Origin of the sequence: Lacticaseibacillus kribbianus (assembly GCF_020180945.1) — a bacterium.
GTDB classification, from domain to species: domain Bacteria; phylum Bacillota; class Bacilli; order Lactobacillales; family Lactobacillaceae; genus Lacticaseibacillus; species Lacticaseibacillus kribbianus.
The window spans coordinates 1114697-1137884 of sequence record NZ_JAIPUL010000001.1; the positions used below are offsets into that span (position 1 = coordinate 1114697).

The 23188-nt window shown below is 60.4% G+C and carries 24 protein-coding genes; 7 read left to right on the plus strand and 17 right to left on the minus strand.

Annotated elements, in window-relative coordinates:
• Nucleotides 1-30: 30 nt before the first annotated feature.
• The 4 genes from LE416_RS05360 to LE416_RS05375 are packed head-to-tail and all read right to left on the minus strand — an operon-like array spanning nt 31 to nt 1314.
• On the minus strand, nt 31-174 hold the full coding sequence (locus LE416_RS05360; protein WP_225047445.1) for a hypothetical protein: 144 nt from the start codon (nt 172-174) through the stop codon (nt 31-33).
• A gap of 11 nt (nt 175-185) precedes the next feature.
• Nucleotides 186-344 (minus strand): hypothetical protein, encoded by a 159-nt coding sequence (locus tag LE416_RS05365; protein ID WP_225047446.1) that lies wholly within the window; start codon nt 342-344, stop codon nt 186-188.
• The gene (locus tag LE416_RS05370; RefSeq protein ID WP_225047447.1) at nt 341-1078 is read right to left on the minus strand and encodes a Rha family transcriptional regulator; all 738 of its coding nucleotides are present in this window, start codon (nt 1076-1078) and stop codon (nt 341-343) included. The genes LE416_RS05365 and LE416_RS05370 overlap by 4 nt, the downstream gene beginning before the upstream one ends.
• Before the next feature lie 2 nt (nt 1079-1080).
• On the minus strand, nt 1081-1314 hold the full coding sequence (locus tag LE416_RS05375) for a helix-turn-helix transcriptional regulator (RefSeq protein WP_225047448.1): 234 nt from the start codon (nt 1312-1314) through the stop codon (nt 1081-1083).
• A 147-nt stretch (nt 1315-1461) separates the two neighbouring features.
• Here LE416_RS05375 and LE416_RS05380 point away from each other — a divergent pair, with 147 nt between their 5' ends.
• The 5 genes from LE416_RS05380 (at nt 1462) to LE416_RS05400 (ending at nt 6756) form a co-directional block, all read left to right on the plus strand.
• Nucleotides 1462-2130: a LexA family transcriptional regulator gene (locus tag LE416_RS05380; RefSeq protein ID WP_225047449.1), complete on the plus strand. Its 669-nt coding sequence runs from the start codon at nt 1462-1464 to the stop codon at nt 2128-2130.
• 76 nt (nt 2131-2206) lie between these two features.
• Entirely contained in the window at nt 2207-3406 is a 1200-nt protein-coding gene (locus LE416_RS05385; RefSeq protein WP_225047450.1) for an adenine-specific methyltransferase EcoRI family protein, read from the plus strand.
• Nucleotides 3384-4550: a GmrSD restriction endonuclease domain-containing protein gene (locus tag LE416_RS05390; RefSeq protein ID WP_225047451.1), complete on the plus strand. Its 1167-nt coding sequence runs from the start codon at nt 3384-3386 to the stop codon at nt 4548-4550. Before LE416_RS05385 ends, LE416_RS05390 begins: the two co-directional genes overlap by 23 nt.
• Nucleotides 4551-4713: 163 nt before the next feature.
• Nucleotides 4714-5871, plus strand: a complete 1158-nt coding sequence (locus LE416_RS05395) for a tyrosine-type recombinase/integrase (RefSeq protein WP_225047452.1) — start codon at nt 4714-4716, stop codon at nt 5869-5871.
• A 240-nt stretch (nt 5872-6111) separates the two neighbouring features.
• Complete coding sequence (locus LE416_RS05400) at nt 6112-6756, plus strand: ribonuclease HI (RefSeq protein WP_225047453.1); 645 nt, start codon at nt 6112-6114, stop codon at nt 6754-6756.
• A 128-nt stretch (nt 6757-6884) separates the two neighbouring features.
• Here LE416_RS05400 and LE416_RS05405 read toward each other — a convergent pair whose 3' ends face one another.
• From LE416_RS05405 to recJ, 4 genes are all read right to left on the minus strand, one after another.
• Nucleotides 6885-7199, minus strand: coding sequence for a DUF960 domain-containing protein (locus LE416_RS05405; RefSeq protein ID WP_225047454.1), 315 nt, complete (start codon nt 7197-7199; stop codon nt 6885-6887).
• A gap of 15 nt (nt 7200-7214) precedes the next feature.
• Nucleotides 7215-7727 (minus strand): aminoacyl-tRNA deacylase, encoded by a 513-nt coding sequence (locus LE416_RS05410; RefSeq protein WP_225047455.1) that lies wholly within the window; start codon nt 7725-7727, stop codon nt 7215-7217.
• A gap of 188 nt (nt 7728-7915) precedes the next feature.
• Nucleotides 7916-8443 (minus strand): adenine phosphoribosyltransferase, encoded by a 528-nt coding sequence (locus LE416_RS05415; protein ID WP_225047456.1) that lies wholly within the window; start codon nt 8441-8443, stop codon nt 7916-7918.
• The gene (gene recJ / locus LE416_RS05420) at nt 8433-10727 is read right to left on the minus strand and encodes a single-stranded-DNA-specific exonuclease RecJ (protein WP_338034761.1); all 2295 of its coding nucleotides are present in this window, start codon (nt 10725-10727) and stop codon (nt 8433-8435) included. Before recJ ends, LE416_RS05415 begins: the two co-directional genes overlap by 11 nt.
• 132 nt (nt 10728-10859) lie before the next feature.
• Between recJ and LE416_RS05425 the strand changes: the two genes are divergently transcribed.
• Nucleotides 10860-11186, plus strand: a complete 327-nt coding sequence (locus LE416_RS05425) for a hypothetical protein (RefSeq protein WP_225047457.1) — start codon at nt 10860-10862, stop codon at nt 11184-11186.
• A gap of 178 nt (nt 11187-11364) precedes the next feature.
• Nucleotides 11365-11817, plus strand: a complete 453-nt coding sequence (locus tag LE416_RS05430; RefSeq protein WP_225047458.1) for an ASCH domain-containing protein — start codon at nt 11365-11367, stop codon at nt 11815-11817.
• Between the two features lie 58 nt (nt 11818-11875).
• Here LE416_RS05430 and lepA read toward each other — a convergent pair whose 3' ends face one another.
• From lepA to rbfA, 9 genes are all read right to left on the minus strand, one after another.
• Complete coding sequence (gene lepA, locus LE416_RS05435) at nt 11876-13714, minus strand: translation elongation factor 4 (protein ID WP_225047459.1); 1839 nt, start codon at nt 13712-13714, stop codon at nt 11876-11878.
• Between the two features lie 424 nt (nt 13715-14138).
• Nucleotides 14139-15290, minus strand: a complete 1152-nt coding sequence (gene dnaJ, locus LE416_RS05440; protein ID WP_225047460.1) for a molecular chaperone DnaJ — start codon at nt 15288-15290, stop codon at nt 14139-14141.
• Nucleotides 15291-15414: 124 nt separating this feature from the next.
• Nucleotides 15415-17271 carry a molecular chaperone DnaK gene (gene dnaK / locus LE416_RS05445; protein ID WP_225047461.1) on the minus strand — a complete coding sequence of 619 codons (1857 nt, stop codon included), beginning with the start codon at nt 17269-17271 and terminating at the stop codon, nt 15415-15417.
• 35 nt (nt 17272-17306) lie between these two features.
• Entirely contained in the window at nt 17307-17891 is a 585-nt protein-coding gene (gene grpE / locus LE416_RS05450; RefSeq protein ID WP_225047462.1) for a nucleotide exchange factor GrpE, read from the minus strand.
• A 13-nt stretch (nt 17892-17904) separates the two neighbouring features.
• The gene (hrcA, locus tag LE416_RS05455; protein ID WP_225047463.1) at nt 17905-18948 is read right to left on the minus strand and encodes a heat-inducible transcriptional repressor HrcA; all 1044 of its coding nucleotides are present in this window, start codon (nt 18946-18948) and stop codon (nt 17905-17907) included.
• A 112-nt stretch (nt 18949-19060) separates the two neighbouring features.
• Nucleotides 19061-20206 carry a radical SAM family heme chaperone HemW gene (gene hemW, locus LE416_RS05460; RefSeq protein ID WP_225047464.1) on the minus strand — a complete coding sequence of 382 codons (1146 nt, stop codon included), beginning with the start codon at nt 20204-20206 and terminating at the stop codon, nt 19061-19063.
• Nucleotides 20206-21153 carry a riboflavin biosynthesis protein RibF gene (gene ribF / locus LE416_RS05465; protein WP_225047465.1) on the minus strand — a complete coding sequence of 316 codons (948 nt, stop codon included), beginning with the start codon at nt 21151-21153 and terminating at the stop codon, nt 20206-20208. The genes hemW and ribF overlap by 1 nt, the downstream gene beginning before the upstream one ends.
• The gene (gene truB / locus LE416_RS05470; protein ID WP_225047466.1) at nt 21140-22066 is read right to left on the minus strand and encodes a tRNA pseudouridine(55) synthase TruB; all 927 of its coding nucleotides are present in this window, start codon (nt 22064-22066) and stop codon (nt 21140-21142) included. Before truB ends, ribF begins: the two co-directional genes overlap by 14 nt.
• 764 nt (nt 22067-22830) lie before the next feature.
• Nucleotides 22831-23175: a 30S ribosome-binding factor RbfA gene (gene rbfA / locus LE416_RS05475; RefSeq protein ID WP_225047467.1), complete on the minus strand. Its 345-nt coding sequence runs from the start codon at nt 23173-23175 to the stop codon at nt 22831-22833.
• Nucleotides 23176-23188 lie beyond the last annotated feature (13 nt).

Consider the following 23188-nt stretch of genomic DNA (forward strand, 5'->3'; position numbering starts at 1 on the left):
CCTTTTAGCTTGCGTAAGTGTCTCATCATTCTAGTAGTACCGGATAAGTGTTGCGTAGAGTTCCGCGATGGCTGCCACCATTGCGGGCTCTTTTTTTAGCTCTGGGTCGCGCAGTGTTTCGACGATATAGTTCGCGACTTCCTGGTTGACGTCGACCTCTTTTGTTTTTGACATGGTTAGACCTCCTAGCCCGTGTAAAGCTCAAGCTCATGTGCGGCCCGGCCGAGCACGTCGCCCAGGCCTTCTGTGTCAAGGCCGGCTTCACGTGCGTCGTCTTCCGCGTCCCGAGCGTCCTCGATGGCGGCGAGCGCCTTATCCAGCGCCGCCTGCAGTTTTTTTGTCATTCGGCTACCTCCTGAAGCTTTCCGATTCTGATGGCCTCCTCCTTGATTGCAGCGACACCCTTGTCGAAGTACAGCCAATTCGGCGTCTCCTTCGGGCCGTGTTGCGACTTGTCAGCCGCCCAGCGGCCGTACTCGTTTTGGCCCGGCTGCTCTGCCTTGAGTCCCAACGTGTTGCAGATACGCCCGACCATCGCGCCAGATGAGATGCCCAACTTCTTAGCAACCTCACCGGCGGTGTACTCATCCTGCTTCATGACCGGGATCAGGCGCTCACCGGTGATGATTTCAGCGGCGCGGGACAGCATCTGCTCGCGTGCTGACTCGGATGTAGTTTTGTTGGCGATTCGATACAACGCGTTAGCCTGGGCCGTCTTGGCGCGGCTGATTGCCAGCTCCGCTTGGAGTACGGGATCGAGCTTCTTGGCCGGCACCTTCTTGAGCGTGGTTTCCATCGCGTTGAAGGCGTCGATGTACTGGAGCTTGAAGCTCATTGCCTTCTTACCGGTGAAGCCCATGGCCAGCAGACTGAAGCCGTCACGGTTCATGTAGTACATTGGGTACTGTTTGCCACGGTTTTCATATGTGCCAGCAGCGAAGAATTTGGCGGCTGATTTTTCAGCCACGAGATTTTCAATACTTTGGATAACATTCTTGTGTTCCTTGCCGAATGTTTCGGCTACTTGCAGGCTTGATGTGACCGCCTGCTTGTCGTGCATGATGACTAAATTGTTCATTGTTAGGCCTCCTGCTTGGTGTTGGTTTCCGGTTTAACCGGAGCGTCGGGTAAAAAAATAAGATCTTCATAGCCGACACCCGTAACCTGCTTAATTCGTTCCAGAACCTTGATGTCTGGATAGGTCTTGCCTCGTTCGTAGTTGCGCACCGTGGTGTCGGTGACGCCGATACGTTTAGCAAACTCGGACTGGGTCAGCCCAACATTAACTCGTGCGGCTTTCAGTGTGATGCTCATTGGCTCACCTCCTTTCTCAACACAAACAATCATAATCCGGTTAGACCGGAAACGCAAGAAGTTTTTCGACTTAACCGGAAATATTTTCTGCTTTTCCTTGTATTTTTCCGGTACTGGTATATAGTTACCTATAAAGAGGTGTCCAATATGTCAGACTTAGGAAATAAAGCAATCTTCGGCAAGAACCTAACCGAAATGATGAATCAGAGGAAAATGTCGGTGACTGACTTGGCTTCTGCCCTTGGCTTCAGCACCTCAACCGTGTGGGACTGGGCGAACGGAAAGACCTACCCACGTATTGATAAGATTGAAATGATGGCCAATTATTTTGGTGTTAAGAAGTCAGCACTGGTTGAGCACCACGATAACGGTGTTCCTCTACCAATCCACACCTACCCATACATCCCCGCCGCCATCTCTGCCGGTGCTCCTGCCACCGTGGACGCGATCACGCCTGACCAGCTCGAAGTCGTCGCGATTCCAGACGCCGTCATGGGCAAGTGGGCGGGGCACACCGACATCAAGCTCATGCGCGCCAACGGTGAGAGCATGAACCGCGTCATCCCGGACGGCTCCCTTATCGGTGTCCACGCCGTGGACGACCCGGCAGACCTCAAGGACGGTGACATCGTGGTCTTCGACTGTGATGGTGAGTATGCCGTCAAGCGGTTCTTCAATGACCGCACGGGCCGCGCGTACATCTTCCAGCCCGACTCAAGCAAGCCTGGCTTCGCGCCGATTGTTCGCCGGTACGACGATCCAGACCTCACAAACATCGTCGGCAAGGTCGTCCTCTACGTGGTCGAACTCGCCTAGCCCACTCCAGCGGCAGGCCCGTGCAAGCCGGGCCGCGGGCGTCAGCTTCAGACCTTAACAGAATGGGGAGAACTAAATGGTTGATAATACTAGCTTGGGCGCAGCCAAGCATGCCAAGAATGATGAATTCTACACACAATACAGCGACATTGAAGCTGAAATGAATGCTTATGTAGAATTTAACCCTGATGTCTTTCGTAACAAAACAATTCTATTGCCTTGCGATGATCCGGAGTGGTCAAACTTCACTAAATACTTTGCATCTAACTTCACCCGTTTTGGCTTAAAGAAGTTAATTTCCACTTCCTATGCCAAAAGCTCAGGTAGCCAGCAATTGACTTTATTTGAAATGGGCTCACCACTCTACGATGAGAAGCTGCACCCAGCTCATGGCAAGCTTTTCACGCTGACCCGTGATACGAACCATTCGGGCCAGATTGATACTGACGATATCGTGTTTTCTGGATATCTTGATGGTGATGGTGACTTTCGGTCACCAGAGATTCGCAAATTACGAGATGAGGCGGACATTATTATCACCAATCCACCCTTCTCACTATTCCGCGAGTTTCTGGCATGGATTGTGGAAGCTAATAAGAAATTTATTATTATCGGAAACATGAACGCGATCACCTATAAGACTGTATTCCCACTGATTAGCCATAACCAGCTTTGGTTAGGATACTCAATTCATTCCGGCGACCGAAAATTTAATGTTCCTGATTCTTATCCGTTGAACGCGGCCGGTTACGGTATCGATTCGGACGGCAAGAAGTTTATCCGGGTCAAGGGGGTACGATGGTTTACCAACATAGACCATGGCAAGCGGCACGAACAACTGATCCTCGACACTGTGGAACATAATCTGAAATTTAACAAAAAATTGCGGAAGAAGTTTGAAAAGGACTATGGCAAGCTTGAATACCCCCACTACGACAACTACGATGCCATCGAAGTGCCCTTTACCGATGCAATTCCGAGTGACTACGACGGCGTTATGGGGGTACCAATAACGTTTATGGACAAGTACAACCCTGAACAGTTTGAAATTATAGGCATGGCGGAAAACGAAGATTTGTATAAACTAAAAACTAGGATTTATACTTCTGACGAAAAGAAAAATGCTTACTTTGCTAAATTTGGTAGAAATGGGCAGTACGATTTGAATGCGAGCGGAGTGGTAAAGCAACGGGGACGTTTCGAAAAAGTCTATCAGCGGTTATTGATTCGTCAAAAAAATGGAGATTTTTCAAATGAAAACAACACTGCACACTGATTGGACAGTTGGCGATGTCTGCCAAGGCTTCGTCTATGACAAAAACGAAGGCAAGGGTCTCTTTGGCCTTGATGGTCAACTGATCATTCAACCAGAATACCAACGTAATTACATTTACGGTGATGGTAAAAAGGACGTGGCCGTTGTCGAGTCTTTGTTCAAAGGCTACCCACTAGGATTGATTTACTTTGTCAAGAATCCAGATGGGAAATATGAAGTGTTAGACGGCCAGCAACGCATCACCTCGTTTGCTCGCTTTGTCAATCGGTCATGGCCATTTGCGGTCAATGTAAACGGTAAGCCCCGCTACTTTGATAGCCTCGATGCCGACCAGCAGAGGCTGATTATTGATGCGCCATTGACAATATATGTGTGTGAGGGCGAGCCCTCTGAGATTCAAGAGTGGTTTGAGACTATCAACATTGCAGGTGTTCCCCTCACTAAGCAAGAACTTAGGAATGCTTCATACCACGGACCATTCGTTACCCAAGCACGTGCTGTATTTTCTAACACCGGAAACGCCAATATGAACAGATGGCAAGCTTACATTAAGGGTGACCCGAAACGTCAAGCCATTCTAGAAACTGCTCTCGACTGGGTTAGCAACCACAACATTGACGAATATATGGCAGAACATCGCTATGACAGTGATATCTCGCAACTCCAAACTTTCTTTGATACAGTTATCGATTGGGTCGACAAACTTTTTGATTACACCGGCCCAGAAATGCGTGGTCTAGATTGGGGAGATTTGTACCGTACGTACCACACGAACGCCTATTCAAAAGACACCGTAAACGATCGAGTGTCTACTTTACTTGCTGATTTTGAGGTGACAGATAAACACGGCATCTTTGAATACGTTCTAGGTGGAGAGAAAAAAACCGAGCTTCTAAACGTTCGCGTTTTCGACCCTAAAACTAAGAAAACCGTTTACGATGCACAAACAAAGGATGCTAGGAACCGCGCAGTATCTAACTGTCCACTATGTGCACTCGGACATGGTAACAACTCAACTCGCATTTATAAGCTCAACGAGATGGATGCGGATCACGTAACTGCATGGAGCAAAGGCGGGTCAACTGATATCTCAAACTGCCAAATGTTGTGTGAGACACATAATCGTGCAAAAGGGAACCGGTAACCCTTACGCCCAAGTAATTAAACCAGTCCGTTGGCGTTTGGCAAACAAAAAGCGTCTACCCCACTAATCTTGGCGGACCGTGGGTAGACGCGCAAACAAACGCTCGAAGCGAACTACTGGAGTGCGCTCTTTGCGTACTCCAGTATAGCACATGGAGGTACTCATGGCATCAATCGAAAAACGCGGCAAGACCTACGGCTACCGCGTCCGGTACAAGGATACGGACGGCATCTGGCGCGAAAAGTCTAAGTCCGGGTTCCGCACGAAGAAACTGGCAGAAGCAGCTGCGGCGGAAGTCGAGCACGACAAGCGCTCTGGTGCTGACCTGTCCGATGTGACGCTGCTTGCCTACTATGATCGGTGGCTCGCCACCTTCAAGGCTGGTAAGCACTCACAAATTACCGAGGCCAGGTACGCTACTATCCGCAAAGCGCTGGCGGAGTATTTCGGCAGCGACCAGCCGCTTAAAGAGATAACGCGCACGACGTGGCAGACCTTCATCAACGCCTATGCCGCCGGAACCGTAACGCCGCGCAACGCCAAGCAACCTAAGCCACGGTCGCACGACACTGTGTCCAAGCTGAACGGCTACATCAAGGCTATGTGTGAGGACGCTATCGCTGACCGTATTCTGACTGCGAACTTTGCAGCGCGGGTGGTCAACCCTGGCACCGCCGCCAAAGCAAGTGACTTGAAGTTCCTTGAGCTTGACGAGTTCTCCGCCCTGCTCGTCTATTGCCGCGAGCACGCCAAGCTGTCGAGTATGTACCTATACTGCATCGCCGCCGCAATTCTCACCGGGTGCCGAGCTTCCGAGCTGATTGCGCTCCAGTGGGCCGACGTCGACCTAGGTGCTCGCATTATCCACGTCACGAAGTCGTGGGATTACGTCTACGGCACGGGATTCAAGCCCACTAAGACACCCTCTGGCGTGCGAGACATAGACATACCGGACGAGCTTGTGGCGATGCTCCAGAAGCTGCACAGCGAGCAGACGGCGGCCAACCTGCGTACCGGCTACCGCGACGAGCTGGACATGGTATTCCGCAACAATCGCCACCAAGTACCGAGCGACTACGCGCTGAACCACGGACTCAAGCGTGTGGAGGACAAGCTCGGCTTCCCGTCGCCTGTCACCTTCCACGGGCTCCGGCACACCCACGTGAGCTACCTGCTCGCCAAGGGCGTTGACATCGCCTATATCTCCAGACGGCTCGGTCACTCGGATATCACGATCACGCTTCGGGTCTACCAGCATCTGCTGAAAGCTCACGAGCAGGAACAAGCACAAGCGGCGGTAAAAGCACTGTCTGCGCTGTGAGTTTGTGGGAATTTTGTGGGATAACAGGTCAGAAAAGCCGGTACAGCGGCACCATTTAATCCTGTACTCTCCTCTTGAAACGCTGATATGACAGCGTTCCGCAGCCTTTCGGGGCTGCTGTTTTTTTTACCCAAAAATGGTCTGGCGGTCTCAGTGTGCCATTCCCCGCCCAACGCAATTCCGCGCTATAATGGACATGCACGACGAACCACAACGATTCGTCCCTGAAAGGAGTCTCACATGACAAGTTACAACACCCTCAACATCTATTCCGACGGTTCCTCGGTGGCTGGCAAGGCCGCCGGCGAACACATCACGGCAAGCGACCAGAGCGGCTGGGCCTTCGTTGTCGTCAACAACGACACCGACCCGGCGACCAAGCTGCTTCAAAACGCCGGTCAGGTCACCGGCGCCACCATCGACCGCGCCGAGCTGACCGCCATCATCGCCGCCCTGAAGGCCATCAGCGCCGCTGGCATCGAGGCCGAGACCATTCGCGCCTTCATCGACCGTCAGAACCTGGTCGGCAGCTGGAACGGCGAGTACGTCGTGATCACCAAGAATGCCGATGGTACAAAGACCGGCACCTGGACGAAGGTCAAAAAGCCGGCCTTCAACCAGGGAAACGGCCAGGTGGCGCGCAATGCTGGTGTCACGATTGCCAACGCGGACCTGTGGGACGAACTCGTGGCCGCGGCCAACGCCATCTCAGGCCACGTGGTCTTCGAATGGATGCCCAACGAGCACGACCGCGACGCCCAAGGCCGAGTGGTCGGCAAGACGGTACCCAAGCGCAGTGCAGATGCGGAAACAAACGCCCACGGTGCCAGCACGTTCAATCGCCTGGTCGACGGCCTCGCCGATGCGGCCAAGCTGGGCCACTAATCAGTTAATCATTTCAATCGGTTTCACGTCGCGCCGCCATCCTTGAGATGGCGGCGTTTTTGTTGTTCAAGCGGCCGGGAAACCCGGGCCAAACAAAAAAGGCCGCACCGGCCATTTTTGTCTGACACTTAATGTCCGTCGGCCTCCGCCGGCAGCAGGATGGTCTGGCGCTGCCCGTCGTCGTAGGCCATGACCGTCTTGGGAAAGCTGCTCTGGTAGGTGAACGGCAGATCCACGGCAATCTGGGTGTCGTCGCCTTCCTGGGAGAAGGCCACCGTCAGCTTGCCCTGTGTGTTCAGCAGGTCGAAGCGCAACCAGTTGCCCAGCGGGACGACTCCCTGCAGGGTCTGGTCGATGATCAGCCAGATGCTGTCGATGATCTCGCCAGGCACCTGCGAGATGACGCCGAAGGTCGCAAAGCGACTGTGTTCTGGTGTAAACATGTTGTCTCCCCCTTTTTAGCCGGCCTGCTCGGTCAGGCTGGTGATGTCTTGGAACTTGGCCCCGACCAGCTCGGCCAGGTCCTTGGGGTTAACCCCCACGGAGCGGCCGATTTTGCCGGCCGACACCAGAATCTCGTCCTCCTCGAGCGCCTCGGTGCCGATGAAAATCGGGTAGCGGTAGCGCGCGTGGATGCCGATCGGCGTGTTGGCGCCGTGCTCGTAGCCGGTGGTTTTCACCAGGTCGCGCAGGGGCACCATCCCCACCTTCTTGTTGCCGGATGCGGCGGCGAGCAGCTTGTAGTCGATGTGCCGATCCAACGGCACCACGCCGACCACCGGACCGGTCTTGTTGCCGGTCAGCACCAGCGTCTTGTAGATGCGGTGCTCGGGCACGCCGATGTGGTCGACGGACAGCTGCGCCACGTCGCCCTCCGCGTGGGTCGGGAACTCGTAGGGCACGTAGGCGACACCGGCCTTGTCCAGCATCTTCTCGACGAGGGTCTTGTCTTCTTTCTTTTTCTTGCTCATGTCATCCTCCCCTTCTATCATCCCACTTGAAGCGACGCGCTGCAACGTTGCGGCCGCGCGAGCAAGTCGACACAGCACCACCGGGTATCCGGCCGTTGCAAAACGTCACACTCTGCTGTGGTCGGGCGACGAAGCGCAACGCGCCCTGGGACAAAAAACCGGCAAGACCTAAGCCTTGCCGGTTGGACTTATTTGCCTTGGTAGGTGGTCAGGGTGAACATGTCGTAGTCCTTGATCTTGTCGCGGCCGTGCAGGTCCGACAGCTCCACCAGAAAGGCGGTGCCGACCACGACGCCGCCGAGCTTCTCAACCAGCTCGATGGTCGCGGCGATGGTGCCGCCGGTCGCCAGCAGGTCGTCGCAGACCAGCACGCGCTGGCCGGGGCGAATCGCGTCCTGGTGCAGGTACAGGGTTGCCTGGCCGTACTCCAGGTCGTAGCTCGCGCTCACGGTCGGGCGCGGCAGCTTGCCCTTCTTGCGCGCCGGGGCGAAGCCGACGCCCAGCTTGTAGGCCACCGGGCAGCCGACGATGAAGCCGCGCGCCTCGGGACCCACGATCATCTCCACGTTCTTGTCCTTGGCGTAGGCCACGATTTCATCGGTGGCCGCCGCGTAGGCCGCCCCATCCGCCATCAAAGGCGAGATATCGCGGAACACGATGCCGGGCTCGGGAAAATCGGGAACGCTTGCGATGTAGTCCTTGAAATTAATTGCCATGCTGATGCCTCTCATTCTGATTCGTTAGTCTTGCTTCGAGCGTGCGCCGGTCGGCGGTTTGCAACTCCCGCGCCAGCGCCAGGAAAGTGGCCCGGGCCTGATAAGCCGCGGCCGATTGCAGCGGCTTTTTGGCCGGGTGTTCGGCCACGTCGATAAACGCACCCTTTATTGTAACAAACCCGAGTTCAAAAAACACCTGTACGGCCAAGATCGCCTGGCCGACGCTGACGTGCACCGCCTTGGCCAGTGCGGGCAGGTGGTGCTTGTCAAACTGCGGGTGGGCGGCCAGGAAGCGCAGCACGCTGCCGCACTCGGCACGCGTCGGCAGGGCCACCAGGTCCTCCGGCGGCGCGTAAAACAGCACCCGCACCGGCAGCTCGAGCTGGCCCATCGCCGCGGCCAGCTGAGCCGCATCCTTGGGCAGATCCACCAGCACCGCGTCCTTCGTGTGTGGTGCCAGCTCGTCCGCCAGCACTGTCGGCCCGCCGAACTGGAACTGGCGCGTGAACTTGGCCTGCTTGCGCGCGTCGAAGAACACGTAAGTCAGAGCCGGACGAAACTGCGCCGCGCTGACGCTCGGCCCGCGCCAGTCGATGACCGACGGTGCCTGCAGCTGCCAGTCGCACAGGCGCAGCTGAAGCGTCGTGTTGCCCTGCCAGGTGTTGACGTCGAGACGCACAGCCAGCTTGACCTGCTGCGCGGCCTCGAGCGCCTGGGCGGACTCGCCGTAGCCGAACGCCACCACCGCGGCCCCGTCGGCGACGAAGCGCAGGTGGGCGTTGGTCTGCCCCATCGTCTTGATTCGGTCGATCAGGTCCGGGCGCAGGCTGAAGGTCGGCTCCGGGTTGCCGTTGCCGAACGGCGCGAGCTGGCGCAGGGCCTTGTAGTGGTCGAGCGTCAGGTCCGCGGCCGTCAGCCGCGCAGCGATTGCCAAGGGCGGCTTCGGCCGGTCCTTCAGGCTCTTTTCGGCCGCGGCCTCCATTGCGGCCTGCAGCTGTGGAATGTTGGCGACCGGCACGGTCAGGCCGCACGCCATGCCGTGGCCCCCGAAGGCCGTCATCGCGTCGCGCACAGCGTCCAGCGCGTTGAACAGGTGGTAGGCCGGCACCGAGCGGCCGGAGCCCTTGGCGCTTTGGCCGTCCGCCGCGATGTTCAACACCAGCGTCGGCTTGCCCGTGGCCTCGACCACCTTGCTGGCGACGATGCCAAGCACGCCCTCGTGCCAGCCCTGGTGCGCCAGAATGAGCGTGCGACGGGCCTGATTCTCCGGCGTCTGGGCCATCTCAAGCGCCGTCTGGGCGATGCTCTGCACCAGCGCCTGGCGCTTGGTGTTCAGGTCGTTGACGTTCACCGCCAGCGCCTGGGCCTCGTCGTCGTCGAAGGTGGTCAAAAGCGTGACGCCGGGGTTGGCATCCCCCAGTCGCCCGAGCGCGTTGAGGCGCGGGCCGATCCCAAAGCCGATGCTCGATTCGTCCACCGTGGCCGGGTCGATTTTGGCCACGTTCAACAGCGCCGCGATGCCGGCGCGCGGCTGAGTGCGGATCATCGCCAGCCCCATCTGCACGATGATGCGGTTCTCGTCGGTCAGGTCGACCAGGTCCGCCACCGTGCCCATCGCGGCCAGGTCGATGCTTTCGACCGGCGCGGCGCCGAGCAGCGCCGTGGCGACCTTGAAGGCCACCCCGGCCCCGCTGAGACCGCCGAACGGGTAATCGCCGTCCGGGTGGCGCGGGTGCACCACGGCGACCGCCTTGGGCAGCACCTGCGGCAGCTCGTGGTGGTCGGTGACCACCACGTCCATGCCGGCTTCCTGCGCGGCATCGATCACCGCCGCGCCGCCGACCCCGTTATCGACCGTGATCACCAGCTGCGTGCCGGAGTTCTGCAGGTAGCGGTAAACCGCGGCGTTGGGTCCGTAACCGTCCGTGAAGCGGTCGGGAATGAACACCTTGGGCTCCGCGCCCATGCTCTGCAGGGTCTCCAGCATGATGCTGGACGCGGTCAGGCCGTCGACGTCATAGTCGCCGTAGATGGTGATCTGCTCCTGGTTCTCGATCGCCTGCTGGATCCGCGCCACCGCCTTGTCCATGTCGTGCAGCAGGAACGGGTCGTGCAGCCGCGCCATGTCCGGATTGATGAACACCTCGTAGTCCTCCGGCGTCGTGATGTCGCGCTGAATCAACAGCCGCGCCAAAAACGGCGGCACCTTCAGGTCGGTTGCCACCTCCGTAATCTGCGCACTGTCGGGTTGTGCCTCAAGTTGCCAATCATACCGTGGGCTCACATGCATCGTCCTTTCTAACCGAACTAGTATAACAAAAAACGGCGCTGAATGCCGCCGGCGGTGTTACAATAATGTTGTAAGATTTTTCAGCCCTACTCCAATCAGCGACTGATGCAGATAGGAGAGATTATTATGGCAGCAACTGCTGAAGCATTATCGATTGCCGAAAAGGCGATCAACGACCAAGGGTTCGTCACCGAAAAGGAGCTTGCAGACCTCAAAGACCGCGACTACGCGCGCGACCTGGCCGCCTCACTTACCAAGTCCCGGGAGAAGAAGCAGGAGGAAGGCTACATCTACGCCGAGCCCTTCGACTTCGACGGCGGTGACATTGAAAACATCGTGTGGAACATGGACGTCATCAAGACCCGCAACGACGCTAAGCAGAAGCTGGCGGACGACATGGGCCTGAAGATGCCGACCGCCACCCTGTCGGACGTCGACAAGGTTGAATTCTAACTTCGCCACCCCACCCGAGCCACCGTGCTCGGGTTTTTTAGACCCAGGGCGCAAAGCCGCGGGTCAGCGAGGCGAGCGGCCTGGCCACGACGGTTGGACGAACCTGCCTCGAGGGTTACGTCACCGTGGTGCGGCGCTTGTAGACACTCACCGATTTTGCCAACCAGAAAGGAGCCTCATGACCCCACAAGCCTACTTCCAACGCGCCATTCAAGCCGGCAAACTGATGCCCGACGCCGAGATGAGTTCCGCCTACGCCTTCGGGGACGACCCCGAAACCGCCGATGCGCTTTCTCAGCTGGTGGTGCGCGGCGTCAAAACCGCCACGACCAGCGGCCTGGCCCTGTACCATCTGGACAATGAGCCGCTGCCAGCGGTCGGCGCCTTCGACGTGATCCTCGATGGGCACGGCGAACCGGTCGCCGTCACCGTCACCACCGACGTGACGGTGGCGAGCTACGCCAGCGTCGGCGCCGACTACGCGGCGGCCGAGGGCGAAGGCGACCGCACGCTGGCGTACTGGCGCCGGGTGCACGACGCCTTTTTCACCGCCGAGTACCAAGCGGCCGGGCTGACCTTCGACCCCGCCACGGCGCTGGTCGTGCAGGAGCGCTTCCGCGTCATCGCGTGAAGCCACAAAGAAGCCGGCGAGCATTCCCCATTCGGGAATGCCCGCCGGCTTCTTTGCGTTACTTGCCCTTGGTGTCGGCCTCGTTGACCTTGAGCAGCGACATGAACGCCTCCTGCGGCACCTCGACGGAGCCGACCGCCTTCATCCGCTTCTTCCCCGCCTTCTGCTTTTCCAGCAGCTTGCGCTTGCGGGTGATGTCGCCGCCGTAGCACTTGGCCAGGACGTTCTTGCGGTAGGCCTTGACCGTGCTGCGGGCGATGATCTTGGTGCCGATTGCCGCCTGAATCGGAATCTCGAACTGCTGGCGCGGAATTGTCTCCTTGAGCTTGGCAACGATGACGCGGCCGCGCTCAAAGGCAAAATCCTTGTGGACGATGGTGCTCAGCGCGTCGACCGGGTCGCCGTTGAGCAGGATGTCCATCTTCACCAAGTCGGACTCGCGGTAGCCGGTGATCTCGTAGTCCAGGCTCGCGTAGCCCTTCGTCGAGCTCTTGAGGTCGTCGAAGAAGTCGTAGATGATCTCCGACAGCGGCAGGTTGTAGATCACGTTGACGCGGTACTTGTCCAGGTAGTCCATCGTGACGAACTCGCCGCGCTTGCGCTGGGCGATCTCCATCACCGGTCCGACGTAATCGTTGGGCACCATCACGCTGGCCTTGACGAACGGTTCGGCGATGCTCTTGACCTCGCTTGGCTCCGGCAGCTCGGCCGGGTTGTCGATGGTCAGCGTGCTGCCGTCGGTCAGGGTCACCTGGTAGTCCACGGACGGCGCGGTCATGATCAGGTCGAGGTTGAACTCGCGCTCCAGGCGCTCCTGCACGACGTCCATGTGCAGCAGCCCCAGGAAGCCGCAGCGGAAGCCAAAACCCAGCGCCTGCGAGGTTTCCGGCGTGAACTCGAGCGCCGCGTCGTTGAGCTGCAGCTTTTCGAGTGCCTCGCGCAGGTCGTTGAACTTCGCGTTGTCGACGGGGAAAAGCCCGGAGTAGACCATCGGCGTGATCTTGCGGAAACCGTCCAGCGCCTTTTGCGCGGGCCGGCTGGCCAAGGTCACGGTGTCGCCGACGCGGGTGTCTTGGATGGTCTTGATGCTTGCGGTGATGTAGCCGACGTCGCCGACCATCAGGTAGTCCCGCGGAACGGCCTTGGGCGACATCACGCCGACCTCGGTCACGTCGAAGGTCTTGCCGTTGCTCATCAGCTGGATGGTGTCGCCGGGGCGCACCATCCCCTCCTTGATGCGCACGGCCAGCACGACGCCGCGGTACGAGTCGTAGACAGAGTCGAAGATCAAGGCCTCCAGCGGCGCGTCGAGGTCGCCGCTTGGGGCGGGAATGTCCGAGACGATGCGCTCCAGCACCTCCGGAATGCCCAGGCCCGTTTTGGCCGACGTCAGAATCGCGTCGGACGCGTCCAGGCCGATCATCTCCTCGATCTCCTCCTTGACGACGTCCGGCTGGGCGCTCGGCAAGTCGACCTTGTTGATGATCGGCACAATCTCCAGGTCGTCGTCCAGCGCGAGGTACACGTTGGCCAGCGTCTGCGCCTCGACCCCCTGCGCGGCGTCGACCAGAAGCAGCGCGCCCTCGCACGCGGCGAGGCTGCGGCTGACCTCGTAGGAGAAGTCGACGTGCCCCGGCGTGTCGATCAGGTGAAAGATGTAGGTCTCGCCGTCCTTGGCCTTGTAGTGCAGCTCCACGGCATTGAGCTTGATGGTGATGCCGCGCTCGCGCTCAAGCGGCATGTCGTCCAGCACCTGCGCCTGCATGTCGCGCTTGGCAATCGTGTCGGTGAGCTCAAGGATGCGGTCGGCCAGCGTCGACTTGCCGTGATCGATGTGCGCGACGATCGAGAAGTTGCGGATGTGCTGTTGGCGGTTCAATAACTCTGCTTTGTCCAATGCGTTGCCTCTTTCTGAAATTCACTACGTTCAGTATACCCGAAAAGTCGTCAACTGCGCCACTGCCTGCCGGCATCCGGGCCGCAAAGCGTGGCCTAGCATGGCCGGTGGCCTGAGTGCGCCACGCTGCGCCCTGGACATCGTCGGGCTCCGCGTGGCAACGGCCACCCGCCCAGCTTAGGGTGACCACTGGGCCAAGGAACGGCCCACTGCCCACCCCTACGCTGGCCGGTGGCCTAAGTGCGCCACGCTGCGCCCTGGTATCGTCGGGCTCCGCGTGGCAACGGCCACCCGCCCAGCTTAGTGTGGTCACTGGGCCAAAGAACGGCCCACTGCCCACCCTTACGCTGGCCGGTGGCCTAAGTGCGCCACGCTGCGCCCTGGGTACGAAAAAGGCGAGCCGTCACAGCTCGTCTTGTCTCGCTTACTTCTTGAACGCGTCGCGCACCTTGTCGAAAAGCGACCCTTCGTGCGGGGTCACGTCCTCGCCGCTGGCGGCCGCGAAGGCCATCAGCGCGTCCTTTTGCTTCTGGTTCAGGGACTTCGGCGTCTTGACCGTCACGGTGACGATCTGGTCGCCGGTGCCGGCGCCCTGCAGGCGCGGCGCCCCCTTGCCCCGCAGGCGGAACTTGCTGTCCGTCTGGGTGCCGGCCGGAATCTTCAGCTCGACCGGGCCGTGAACGGTGTCGACCTTGATGGCATCGCCGAGCGCGGCCTGGGCGAAGCTGATCGACAGGCTCAGGTAGATGGTGGACCCGTCGCGCTTGTACTTGGCGCTTTCGGCCACGCGGAAGACAATGAATAAGTCCCCGTAAGGCCCGCCATTCTGGCCAGCCTCGCCGGCCTCGCGCAGGCGCATCTGCTGACCGTCCTCGACGCCGGCAGGCACGGTCACATCGATGGTGTGACGCTCCTTTTGGTGCCCGGTGCCGTGGCAGTCCACGCACTTGTCCTTGATTTCCTTGCCGGTGCCGTGGCAGACGTCGCAGACCTCACGGCTCATCATGGCGCCCAGCGGCGTGTTGCGCTGAACCTGGATGTAGCCGGAGCCGTGACACTTGCTGCAGGTCACCGGGCTGGTGCCGGGCTTGGCACCGCTGCCGCCGCACGTGTGACACACGGCATCGCGGTCGTACGAGATCTTGGTCTTCTTGCCGAAAATCGCCTCGGTGAAGGTCAGATCCATGCGGTACTGCAGGTCCGCGCCCTGGCGCGGGGCGTTCGGCGCCTGGCCGCCGCCACCGCCGCCGAAGAACTGGCTGAAGATGTCGTCGAAGCCGCCGAAGCCTTGGCTCGAAAAGCCCTGGCCACCGAAGCCCTGACCGCCAAAGCCTTGGCCGCCGCCGAAGCCCTGCGGCCCGTCGGCGGAGCCGTACTGGTCGTAGGCCGCCCGCTTTTGCGGGTCGGACAGCACCTGGTAGGCCTCGTTGATCTCCTTGAATTTCTGCTCCGCGCCCGGCTCGTGGTTGATGTCCGGGTGGTACTTCTTTGACATCTGGCGGAAGGCGCGCTTAATCGCCGCGTCGTCCGCGTCGCGCGCCACTCCCAGCGTCTCGTAATAATCTTTCTCTGCCATACTGTCTCCTTTGAGCGGCGCAAGCCAAGGCCCGCGCGGAAAGTTCCTTCAGGATAGCACACCTGAATGAAAAAGCCAAAGCCGGCGAGGCTAAGGCTTTTTCAGAACGGACCTCAACTGACAACTACTTCTTGTCGACGTCCTTGTACTCGCCGTCGATGGTATCGTCGTCGGCACCCTTGTCGCCGTCGGCCGCGGTTGCGCCGTTGGCCTGGGCACCGGCATCGCCGGCCGCCTGCTGAGCCTTTTGCGCCGCCTCGTACATCTTGACGGTCATGTCCTGGACGATCTTGTTCAGGTCGTCGCGCTTGGCCTTCATGTCCTCGACGTTGTTCTCCTGCTGGGCCTTCTTGAGGGCTTCCTTGGCGTCTTCGGCCTTCTTGATCTCGTCATCGGAGACCTTGCCCTTGAGTTCCTTGAGGGTCTTGTCCGTCTGGAACAGGAGCTGGTCGACGTCGTTCTTCAGGTCAACCTCTTCCTTGCGCTTGGAGTCGGCTTCCTCGTTCTCCTTGGCTTCCTTCATCATGCGGTCGATTTCCTCGTCGGACAGGCCTGACGAGCTCTTGATCGTGATGTTTTGGGACTTGCCGGTGCCGAGGTCCTTGGCGGAAACCTGCACGATGCCGTTCTTGTCGATGTCGAACTTGACTTCGATCTGAGGCACGCCGCGTGGGGCACTCGGGATGTCGGTGAGCTGGAAGCGACCCAGCGTCTTGTTGTCCGCTGCCATCGGGCGTTCGCCCTGCAGCACGTGGATGTCAACGGCCGGCTGGTTGTCCGCGGCCGTGGAGAAGACTTGGCTCTTGGAGGTCGGGATGGTCGTGTTGCGGTCGATCAGCTTGGTGAACACACCGCCCATGGTTTCAATCCCGAGGGACAGTGGGGTCACATCGAGCAGCACCACGTCCTTGACGTCACCAGAGATGACCCCGCCCTGGATGGCGGCGCCGAGGGCAACGGCCTCGTCCGGGTTGATGCTGTGGTCAGGCTCCTTGCCGGTCCAGGACTTCACGGCCTCTTGAACGGCCGGAATGCGGGTGGAACCACCGTTCAAGATCACCTTGTCGAGGTCGGAAGCGCTCAGGCCGGCATCGCGCAGCGCGTTGTCAACCGGCACCTTGGTCTTTTGAACTAGGTCCTCGGTCATCTGGTCGAACTGGGCGCGGGTCAGCGTCCGCTCAAGGTGCAGCGGGCCGTTGGCGCCGGCGGAGATGAACGGCAGGGAAATCTGGGTGGAGGAAACGCCGGACAAGTCCTTCTTGGCCTTTTCGGCGGCGTCCTTCAGGCGCTGCATCGCCATCTTGTCCTTGGCGAGGTCGATGCCGTTTTCGGCCTTGAACTCGCTGACCAGCCAGTCGATGATCTTGTTGTCGAAGTCATCGCCGCCGAGCTTCGTGTCCCCGTTGGTGGACAGCACTTCGAACACGCCGTCGCCGAGCTGAAGGATGGACACATCGAAGGTCCCACCGCCAAGGTCGTAAACCAGGACCTTTTCTTCCTTGTCGGTCTTGTCCAGGCCGTAAGCCAGGCTTGAGGCCGTCGGTTCGTTGACGATCCGGGAAACGTTCAGGCCCGCGATCTTACCGGCATCCTTGGTCGCCTGACGCTGGGAGTCGTTGAAGTAGGCCGGCACGGTGATGACCGCGTCCGTGACCTCTTCACCCAGGTAGTCCTCGGAGAACTTCTTGATGTACTGAAGGATCATCCCGGAGATTTCCTGCGGGGTGTATTCCTTGTCGCCGACCTTGACCTTGTAGCCGGCCTCGCCCATGTGGCGCTTGATGGAGATGATGGTGTCCGGGTTGGTGATGGCCTGGCGCTTGGCGACCTCACCGACTTGAATCTCGCCGTCCTTGAACGCGACGACGGACGGCGTGGTGCGGTTGCCTTCCGGGTTGGTGATGATCTTCGGCTCGCCGCCTTCAAGCACGGCGACGGCGGAGTTGGTCGTTCCTAAGTCAATCCCGATAACTTTACTCATAGTAATATCCCTTCTCTTAACAGTTTATTGTCAGATTAATTGGCCACAACAACCATGGCCGGCCGCAGCACGCGGTCCTTGAGCATGTAGCCTTTCTGGAGCACCTGAACCACGGTGTCCTTCGGGTGGTCGGCGTCCGCCGGCACGGTCTGAACCGCCTGGTGCAGCGTCGGGTCGAAGGTCGCCGTCGCAGCGATCTCGGTGACGGCGTTGTCCTTCAGCGCGGTTTCGAGGTGGGTGTAAACCATCTCGACGCCCTTCTTCAGGGACTGCGCTGAATCCTCGGACACCTCACTTTGAAGCGCACGCTCGAGGTTGTCGAGCACCGGCAGCACCGCGGCGGCCAGCTTTTGACCGTCGTACTTCAGAAGCTGCGCCCGCTCCTTCTTGAAGCGGTTGTTCATGTTGCTGATCTCGGCGGCGGCGCGCAGGTACTTGTCTTCGAGCTCGTCGCGCTCCTTTTGCAGCGCCGCGACATCCACCGCGTCCGCCTTCACCTGGTCGTCGAGGTCCGCCGCCATCTCGGCGGCAATCTCGTCTTTCAGTGAGGGTTCCGCCGGCTGCTTCACGTCGTCGGCTGTTGCCTTCGTCGTGTCCGGCTGTTTCTCCTTTTTCGTCATGGGAGCCTCCTTGTCATTGATCAAAGTGCGAGTAGTAATTGGTCAATCGCTTGGCCAGCTCCTCGCGAAAAGCCGTCAGCAGCCCGATCATCTTGGAGTACGGCATCTGGGTCGGGCCGATCAGGGCAATCATGCCGGTGCCGTGCTCGCCGACGCTGTACTTGGCCGTGATGACGCTCAGGTTGGCCATCACGTCCGGCGTCAGCTCCGCGCCCAGCCGCACCTGCAGGTCGCTGGCCGCCTTGGGGTCGAGCAGCCGGTTGATGTCCCCCTGCTCGGAGTCAATCATGCCCAAAAGCCGCTTGAGCTGCCCGGCGTCGGCATCCCCGACGTAATCCATCAGGTTCAGCCGGCCGCCGACGTAGAAGCGCTCGGCCGCCGCCTTTTGCAAGACGTTGCCGAAGATGTCCAGGAACCCCGGGGCGCTGGTCATGTACTTGAACAGCACGGCCGGAACGTCGGTCTGCAGCTTGCGCGCGACCGCCCCGAGCGGGAGGCCGACGAGCTCATCGTTGATGATGCGGATCGCCTTTTCCACCTCTTCGGGGTCGACCTCCGGCGGCAGCGTGAATAGCTGATTCTCCACGTTGCCGTTGCTGGTGACCAGGATGGCCATCACCTGGTGGTTGCCCAGCGGCACCATCCGAAAACCTGTCAGTCGAATGTTGGCGACCTCGGGGCCGAGGCTGATGGCCGTGTAGCTGGTCAGGTTGGACAGGATGCGGGCGCTTTGAGCCACGATCTCGTCGATCTTGTAAAAATGCCCGCCGAACCCCTGCTGGATCGCCGCAATCTCGTTGGGCGTCGCCGCGGCCGGCTCAACCAAGTTATCCAGGTAATAGCGGTACCCCTTCGTCGAAGGGACGCGCCCCGAGCTACTGTGCGTCTTAGTAATCAATCCCTGCTCTTCCAAGGCGGCCATGTCGTTGCGGATGGTCGCCGAGCTGACCCGGATTGGAAGCTCCGTCATCAGCGTCTTGGACCCCACAGGCTGACCACTTTCCGTGAATAGCCGAATGATCTCCTTCAGGACGAGCAGTTGGCGTTTCGTCAACATATTGCCACCCCTTTTTAGCACTAACAATCGATGAGTGCTAACACAATTACTAATATAGCAACCGGCCTTAGCAAAGTCAACCCCGGGTTGCTAAATCAGCCCCTAGCCCGAGTCAGATCAGTGGCTCATCGATCAAAAACTGCTGGAACACCTCGTTGCCCAAAAACATGCCCTGCGTGGTCAGTGCCAGCCGCCCGTTGGCCTCAGTCAAGAGCTGCGCCTGCTTCAGCTGTGCAATCAGGTCGCCGTACACCGCCTCGATGGTCATGTGGTAGCGCGCCTCGAAGCGCTCGCGGCTGACGCCTTCGCGCGTGCGCAAGCCAAGGAACATCTCCTCTTCAATCTGCTCGGACAGCGGCACCAGGTGGTGTTCGATCACCGGCACCTTGTCCGCTGCCAGCGGCGCGAGGTACTGCTGAATCGGCCCGAAGTTGTGGTAGCGGTCGCGCCCGACGTAGCCGAACGCGCCGGCGCCGAAGCCGAAGTACTTATCGTTGCGCCAGTACAGCAGGTTGTGTTCACACTGGTAGCCGGGCTTGGCAAAGTTCGAGATCTCGTACTGCTCGCGCCCGTGCGTTCGCATCAGGTCGATGGCGTCCTGGTACATGTCCGCCTCGACGTCCTGGCCCGGCAGCTGCAAGCGGCCCTTGCGCATCAGGTTGTAGAAGATGGTTTTCTTCTCCAGAATCAGCGAGTAGGTCGAGTAGTGCGGCAGGTCCAGCTCAAGCGCCTTGTGCAGGCTGGCCAGGAAGTTCTCCCGCGACTGGCCCGGCAGGCGAAAAATCAGGTCGAGCGATAGGTTGTCGAAGCCGACCCGCCGCGCGTTGGCAATCGCCTGGTAGACGTCTTTAGCCTTGTGGGTGCGGCCGATGCGCTTGAGAATCTCGTCGTCAAAGGACTGCACGCCGATGGACAGCCGGTTGACGCCGTGGTCCTTCATCACCTGCAGCTTGTCGGTCGTCAAAAGGTCGTTGGGGTTGGCCTCAACGGTGAACTCGCCCTGCTCAAAGTTCAGCGCGCGCCGCACGCCGGTCAGCACCCGGTCCAGCTGGGACGCGGTCAGCGCCGTGGGCGTGCCGCCGCCGATGTACACCGTTTCGATGCGCTCGTCCGGGTGCGCGGCCATCACCAGGCGCATCTCCTTAAGCAGCCCGTCGATGTACGCGTCGACCGGCTGGCCCTCGATGAACACCTTGTTGAAGTCGCAGTAGTAGCAGATGTGCGCGCAAAACGGGATGTGGATGTAGGCCCCGGCCATCAGTCCCGGTGCTCCTTGAGGTACGCAAGCGAGGCCGCGCGGTCGGTTTCCAGCTGCTTGATCAGACCGGCGGCGCCTTCGAACTTGACCTCGCCGCGCAGGTAGTGCAGCCACTCGACCTGAGTGGCCTGCCCGTAGATGTCATCGTGGAAGTCAAAGAGGTTGATCTCCAGCGTGACCGGGCGCCCGGCGCCGAAGGTCACGTTGCGGCCCACCGAGGCCATGCCCGGCACCCAGCGGCCGCCGACGTTGACGCGCACCACGTAGATGCCGATGCCGGGCAGGCGCTCCACGGCCGGGGTATCAATGTTGGCGGTCGGAAAGCCCAGCGTGCGCCCGCGCGCCTCGCCATGCACCACCGGCCCCGAGGTCTGGTAGTGGTAGCCCAACAACCGGTTCGCCAGATCGACGTTGCCGTCGTCCAGCGCCTGGCGGATGCGCGTCGAGGAGATTTTCTCCCCGTCCGCAAGCGCCTCGGGCACCGTGATGACGTCAAAGCGCCCCGCCGCGTACTCGGGCAGCCGCGCCATGTTGGCCACGGCGCGCTTGCCATAGGTGTAGTCAAAGCCCGCGACCACCACCGCCGCGTTCAGCCCGACGAGGTACTGGTCGACGAACGTCTGCGGGTCAAGCGCCGCAAACTCTGGCGTGAAGTGGACGAAGTAAAGCAGGTCCACCCCGCAGTTGGCCATCAACGCCTCCTTTCGCTTGCGCGGCGACAGGTAGTGTACGCTGGCCGCCGGCACGTGGCGGTAGATCACCGCCGGGTGCACGTCGAAGGTCATCACGGCCAGGTGCAGCCCACGGGCCGTCGCCTGGGCCTTGGCCTGGCGCAGCACCTCCTGGTGACCGCGGTGGACCCCATCGAAAAAGCCCAGCGCAAGCACGATCGGTGCGGTCGGGCGCATGCTGCCGTCTAGCGGCGGGAGAATATCATAAACTTCCATTGGTTGTATCCCCGTTCCAAACATTGGCTAGAAACATCACATCGGGCCGGTAAACCGACCCCGCGCGGCGGTAAACCGCCTTGAGCGTTGTCCCCTGCATCAGCGCCAGTTGCGGCGCGGTCTCGGGCAGCGCCAGCGCCTTGCCGTTTTGCACGTCCGCCCACTCCGAGTCGGTCAGCGCGTGGCGCGGAACCTGCGGGTAGGCAATCTCAATCGGACGCAGGTGGGCAAGCGCCGCGGCCGGCGCGGTTTCGCGCGTCAGCTCGCGCAAATCCAGCGTGTCCGCCAGCGCGAAGCCCCCGCTTTGGGTGCGCGTCAGCTGGCTCATCACCGCCGGCAGGCCCAGCGCCTTGCCGGTGTCAACCGCCAGCGTGCGGATGTAGGTGCCCTTGCTGACGGTGGCCGTGAAGGTGAAGGTCACGGTGCCGGCCGCCGCGTGGAACACCGGCGCACCGGTGCGCGTGAAGGCGTAGATGTGCGCGGCGCGGCGCGGCCGCTCGACCTGCTCACCGTGGCGGGCGTAGTCGTAGAGCCGACGCCCGTTGACCTTCACCGCCGAGTACATCGGCGGGATCTGCACGATGTCGCCGGTCAGGCCCGCCATCGCGGCGTCAATTGCCGCGTCGGCCACCGGCGCCTCAAGCCGCGTGCGCGCGACCTCCGCCCCGTCGAGGTCCTCTGTTTCCGTCGCGAAGCCGAGCGTGATCGACCCCGTGTAGGTTTTGCCCAGTGTCATCAGGGCCGTCACCGCCTTGGTCGCCGACCCCAGCGCAATCGGCAGCACGCCGTCGACGCTCGGGTCCAGCGTCCCGGAGTGCCCGATGCGCCGCATCTGTAGCAGGTACCGCAGCTTGCTGACCACGTCCGCCGAGGTCATGCCGCTGGGCTTGTATACTGGCAAAATGCCATCCATGAACATTGCTCCTATCCAGGTCGCCAGGCGACCGCATTCCCTCTATTATACCGTGCCAAGCCACGCGGGCCAAGGCGAGTTCGGACGTGCGGCCCGCAGTGACCAAGTGGCCTTGCCTTCGTCGGGCTCCGCAAGGCAACGGCGACTCACCCAGCTAAGCCCGTCACTCGGGCCAGAGTGCGGCCCAAGCGCCGACCTTACGCTGGGCGGTCGCCTAAGTGCGCCTTACGCCGCCCTGGGTTGTCGTCGGGCTGCGATCCGCAACGCGGGGACGGCTAGCTACGCCCCAGCGCCGAGGCATAGCCCGCCTCAACGCTAGCGCTAGGCTATCCGACCCGCTAAGTGCGCGCCTCTCCGCCCTGGATATCGTCGGGCTGCGATCCGCAACGCGGGGACGGCTAGCTACGCCCCAGCGCCGAGGCATAGCCCGCCTCAACGCTAGCGCTAGGCTATCCGACCCGCTAAGTGCGCGCCTCTCCGCCCTGGATATCGTCGGGCTGCAAGTCGCAACGCGGGGAAGGTTAGCTACGCCCTAGCGCCGAGGCAAGGCGCACCTCAGCGCTAGCGCTAGGCTACCCGACCCGCTAAGTGCGCGCCTCTCCGCCCTGGTTCGTCGGGCTCCGCAAGGCAACGGCGACTCACCCAGCTAAGCCCGTCACTCGGGCCAAAGTTCGGCCCAAGCGCCGGCCTTACGCTGGGTGGTCGCCTAAGTGCGCCTTGCGCCGCCCTGGGTAACAAAAAAGCCGCACTTGGCGGCTTTTGAGTTAATCCTTGTGCATCTCGTTGAGCAGTTGGTCGATGCGGGCACCGTACTGGACCGAGGTGTCCTGGACGAATGTGATCGTCGGCACCTTGAACAGCTTGATGCGCTGGCCCACCTCGCGGCGAATCAGCCCCTGGGCCTTATCTAGGCCGGCTTGGGTCTGCTCGACATGCTTGGGGTCGTCCTGCAAGACGCTGTAGTACACGGTTGCCTCCTGCAGGTCACCGGTCATGCGCACGCCGGTGATGGTCACCCCTTGCACCCGCGGGTCGTTGACGTCCTTGAGCAGGATGTCGTCGATTTCGCGCTGAATCTGGGTTTCAACCCGACCGATTCGATGTTTCATGTTGCTACCTCCG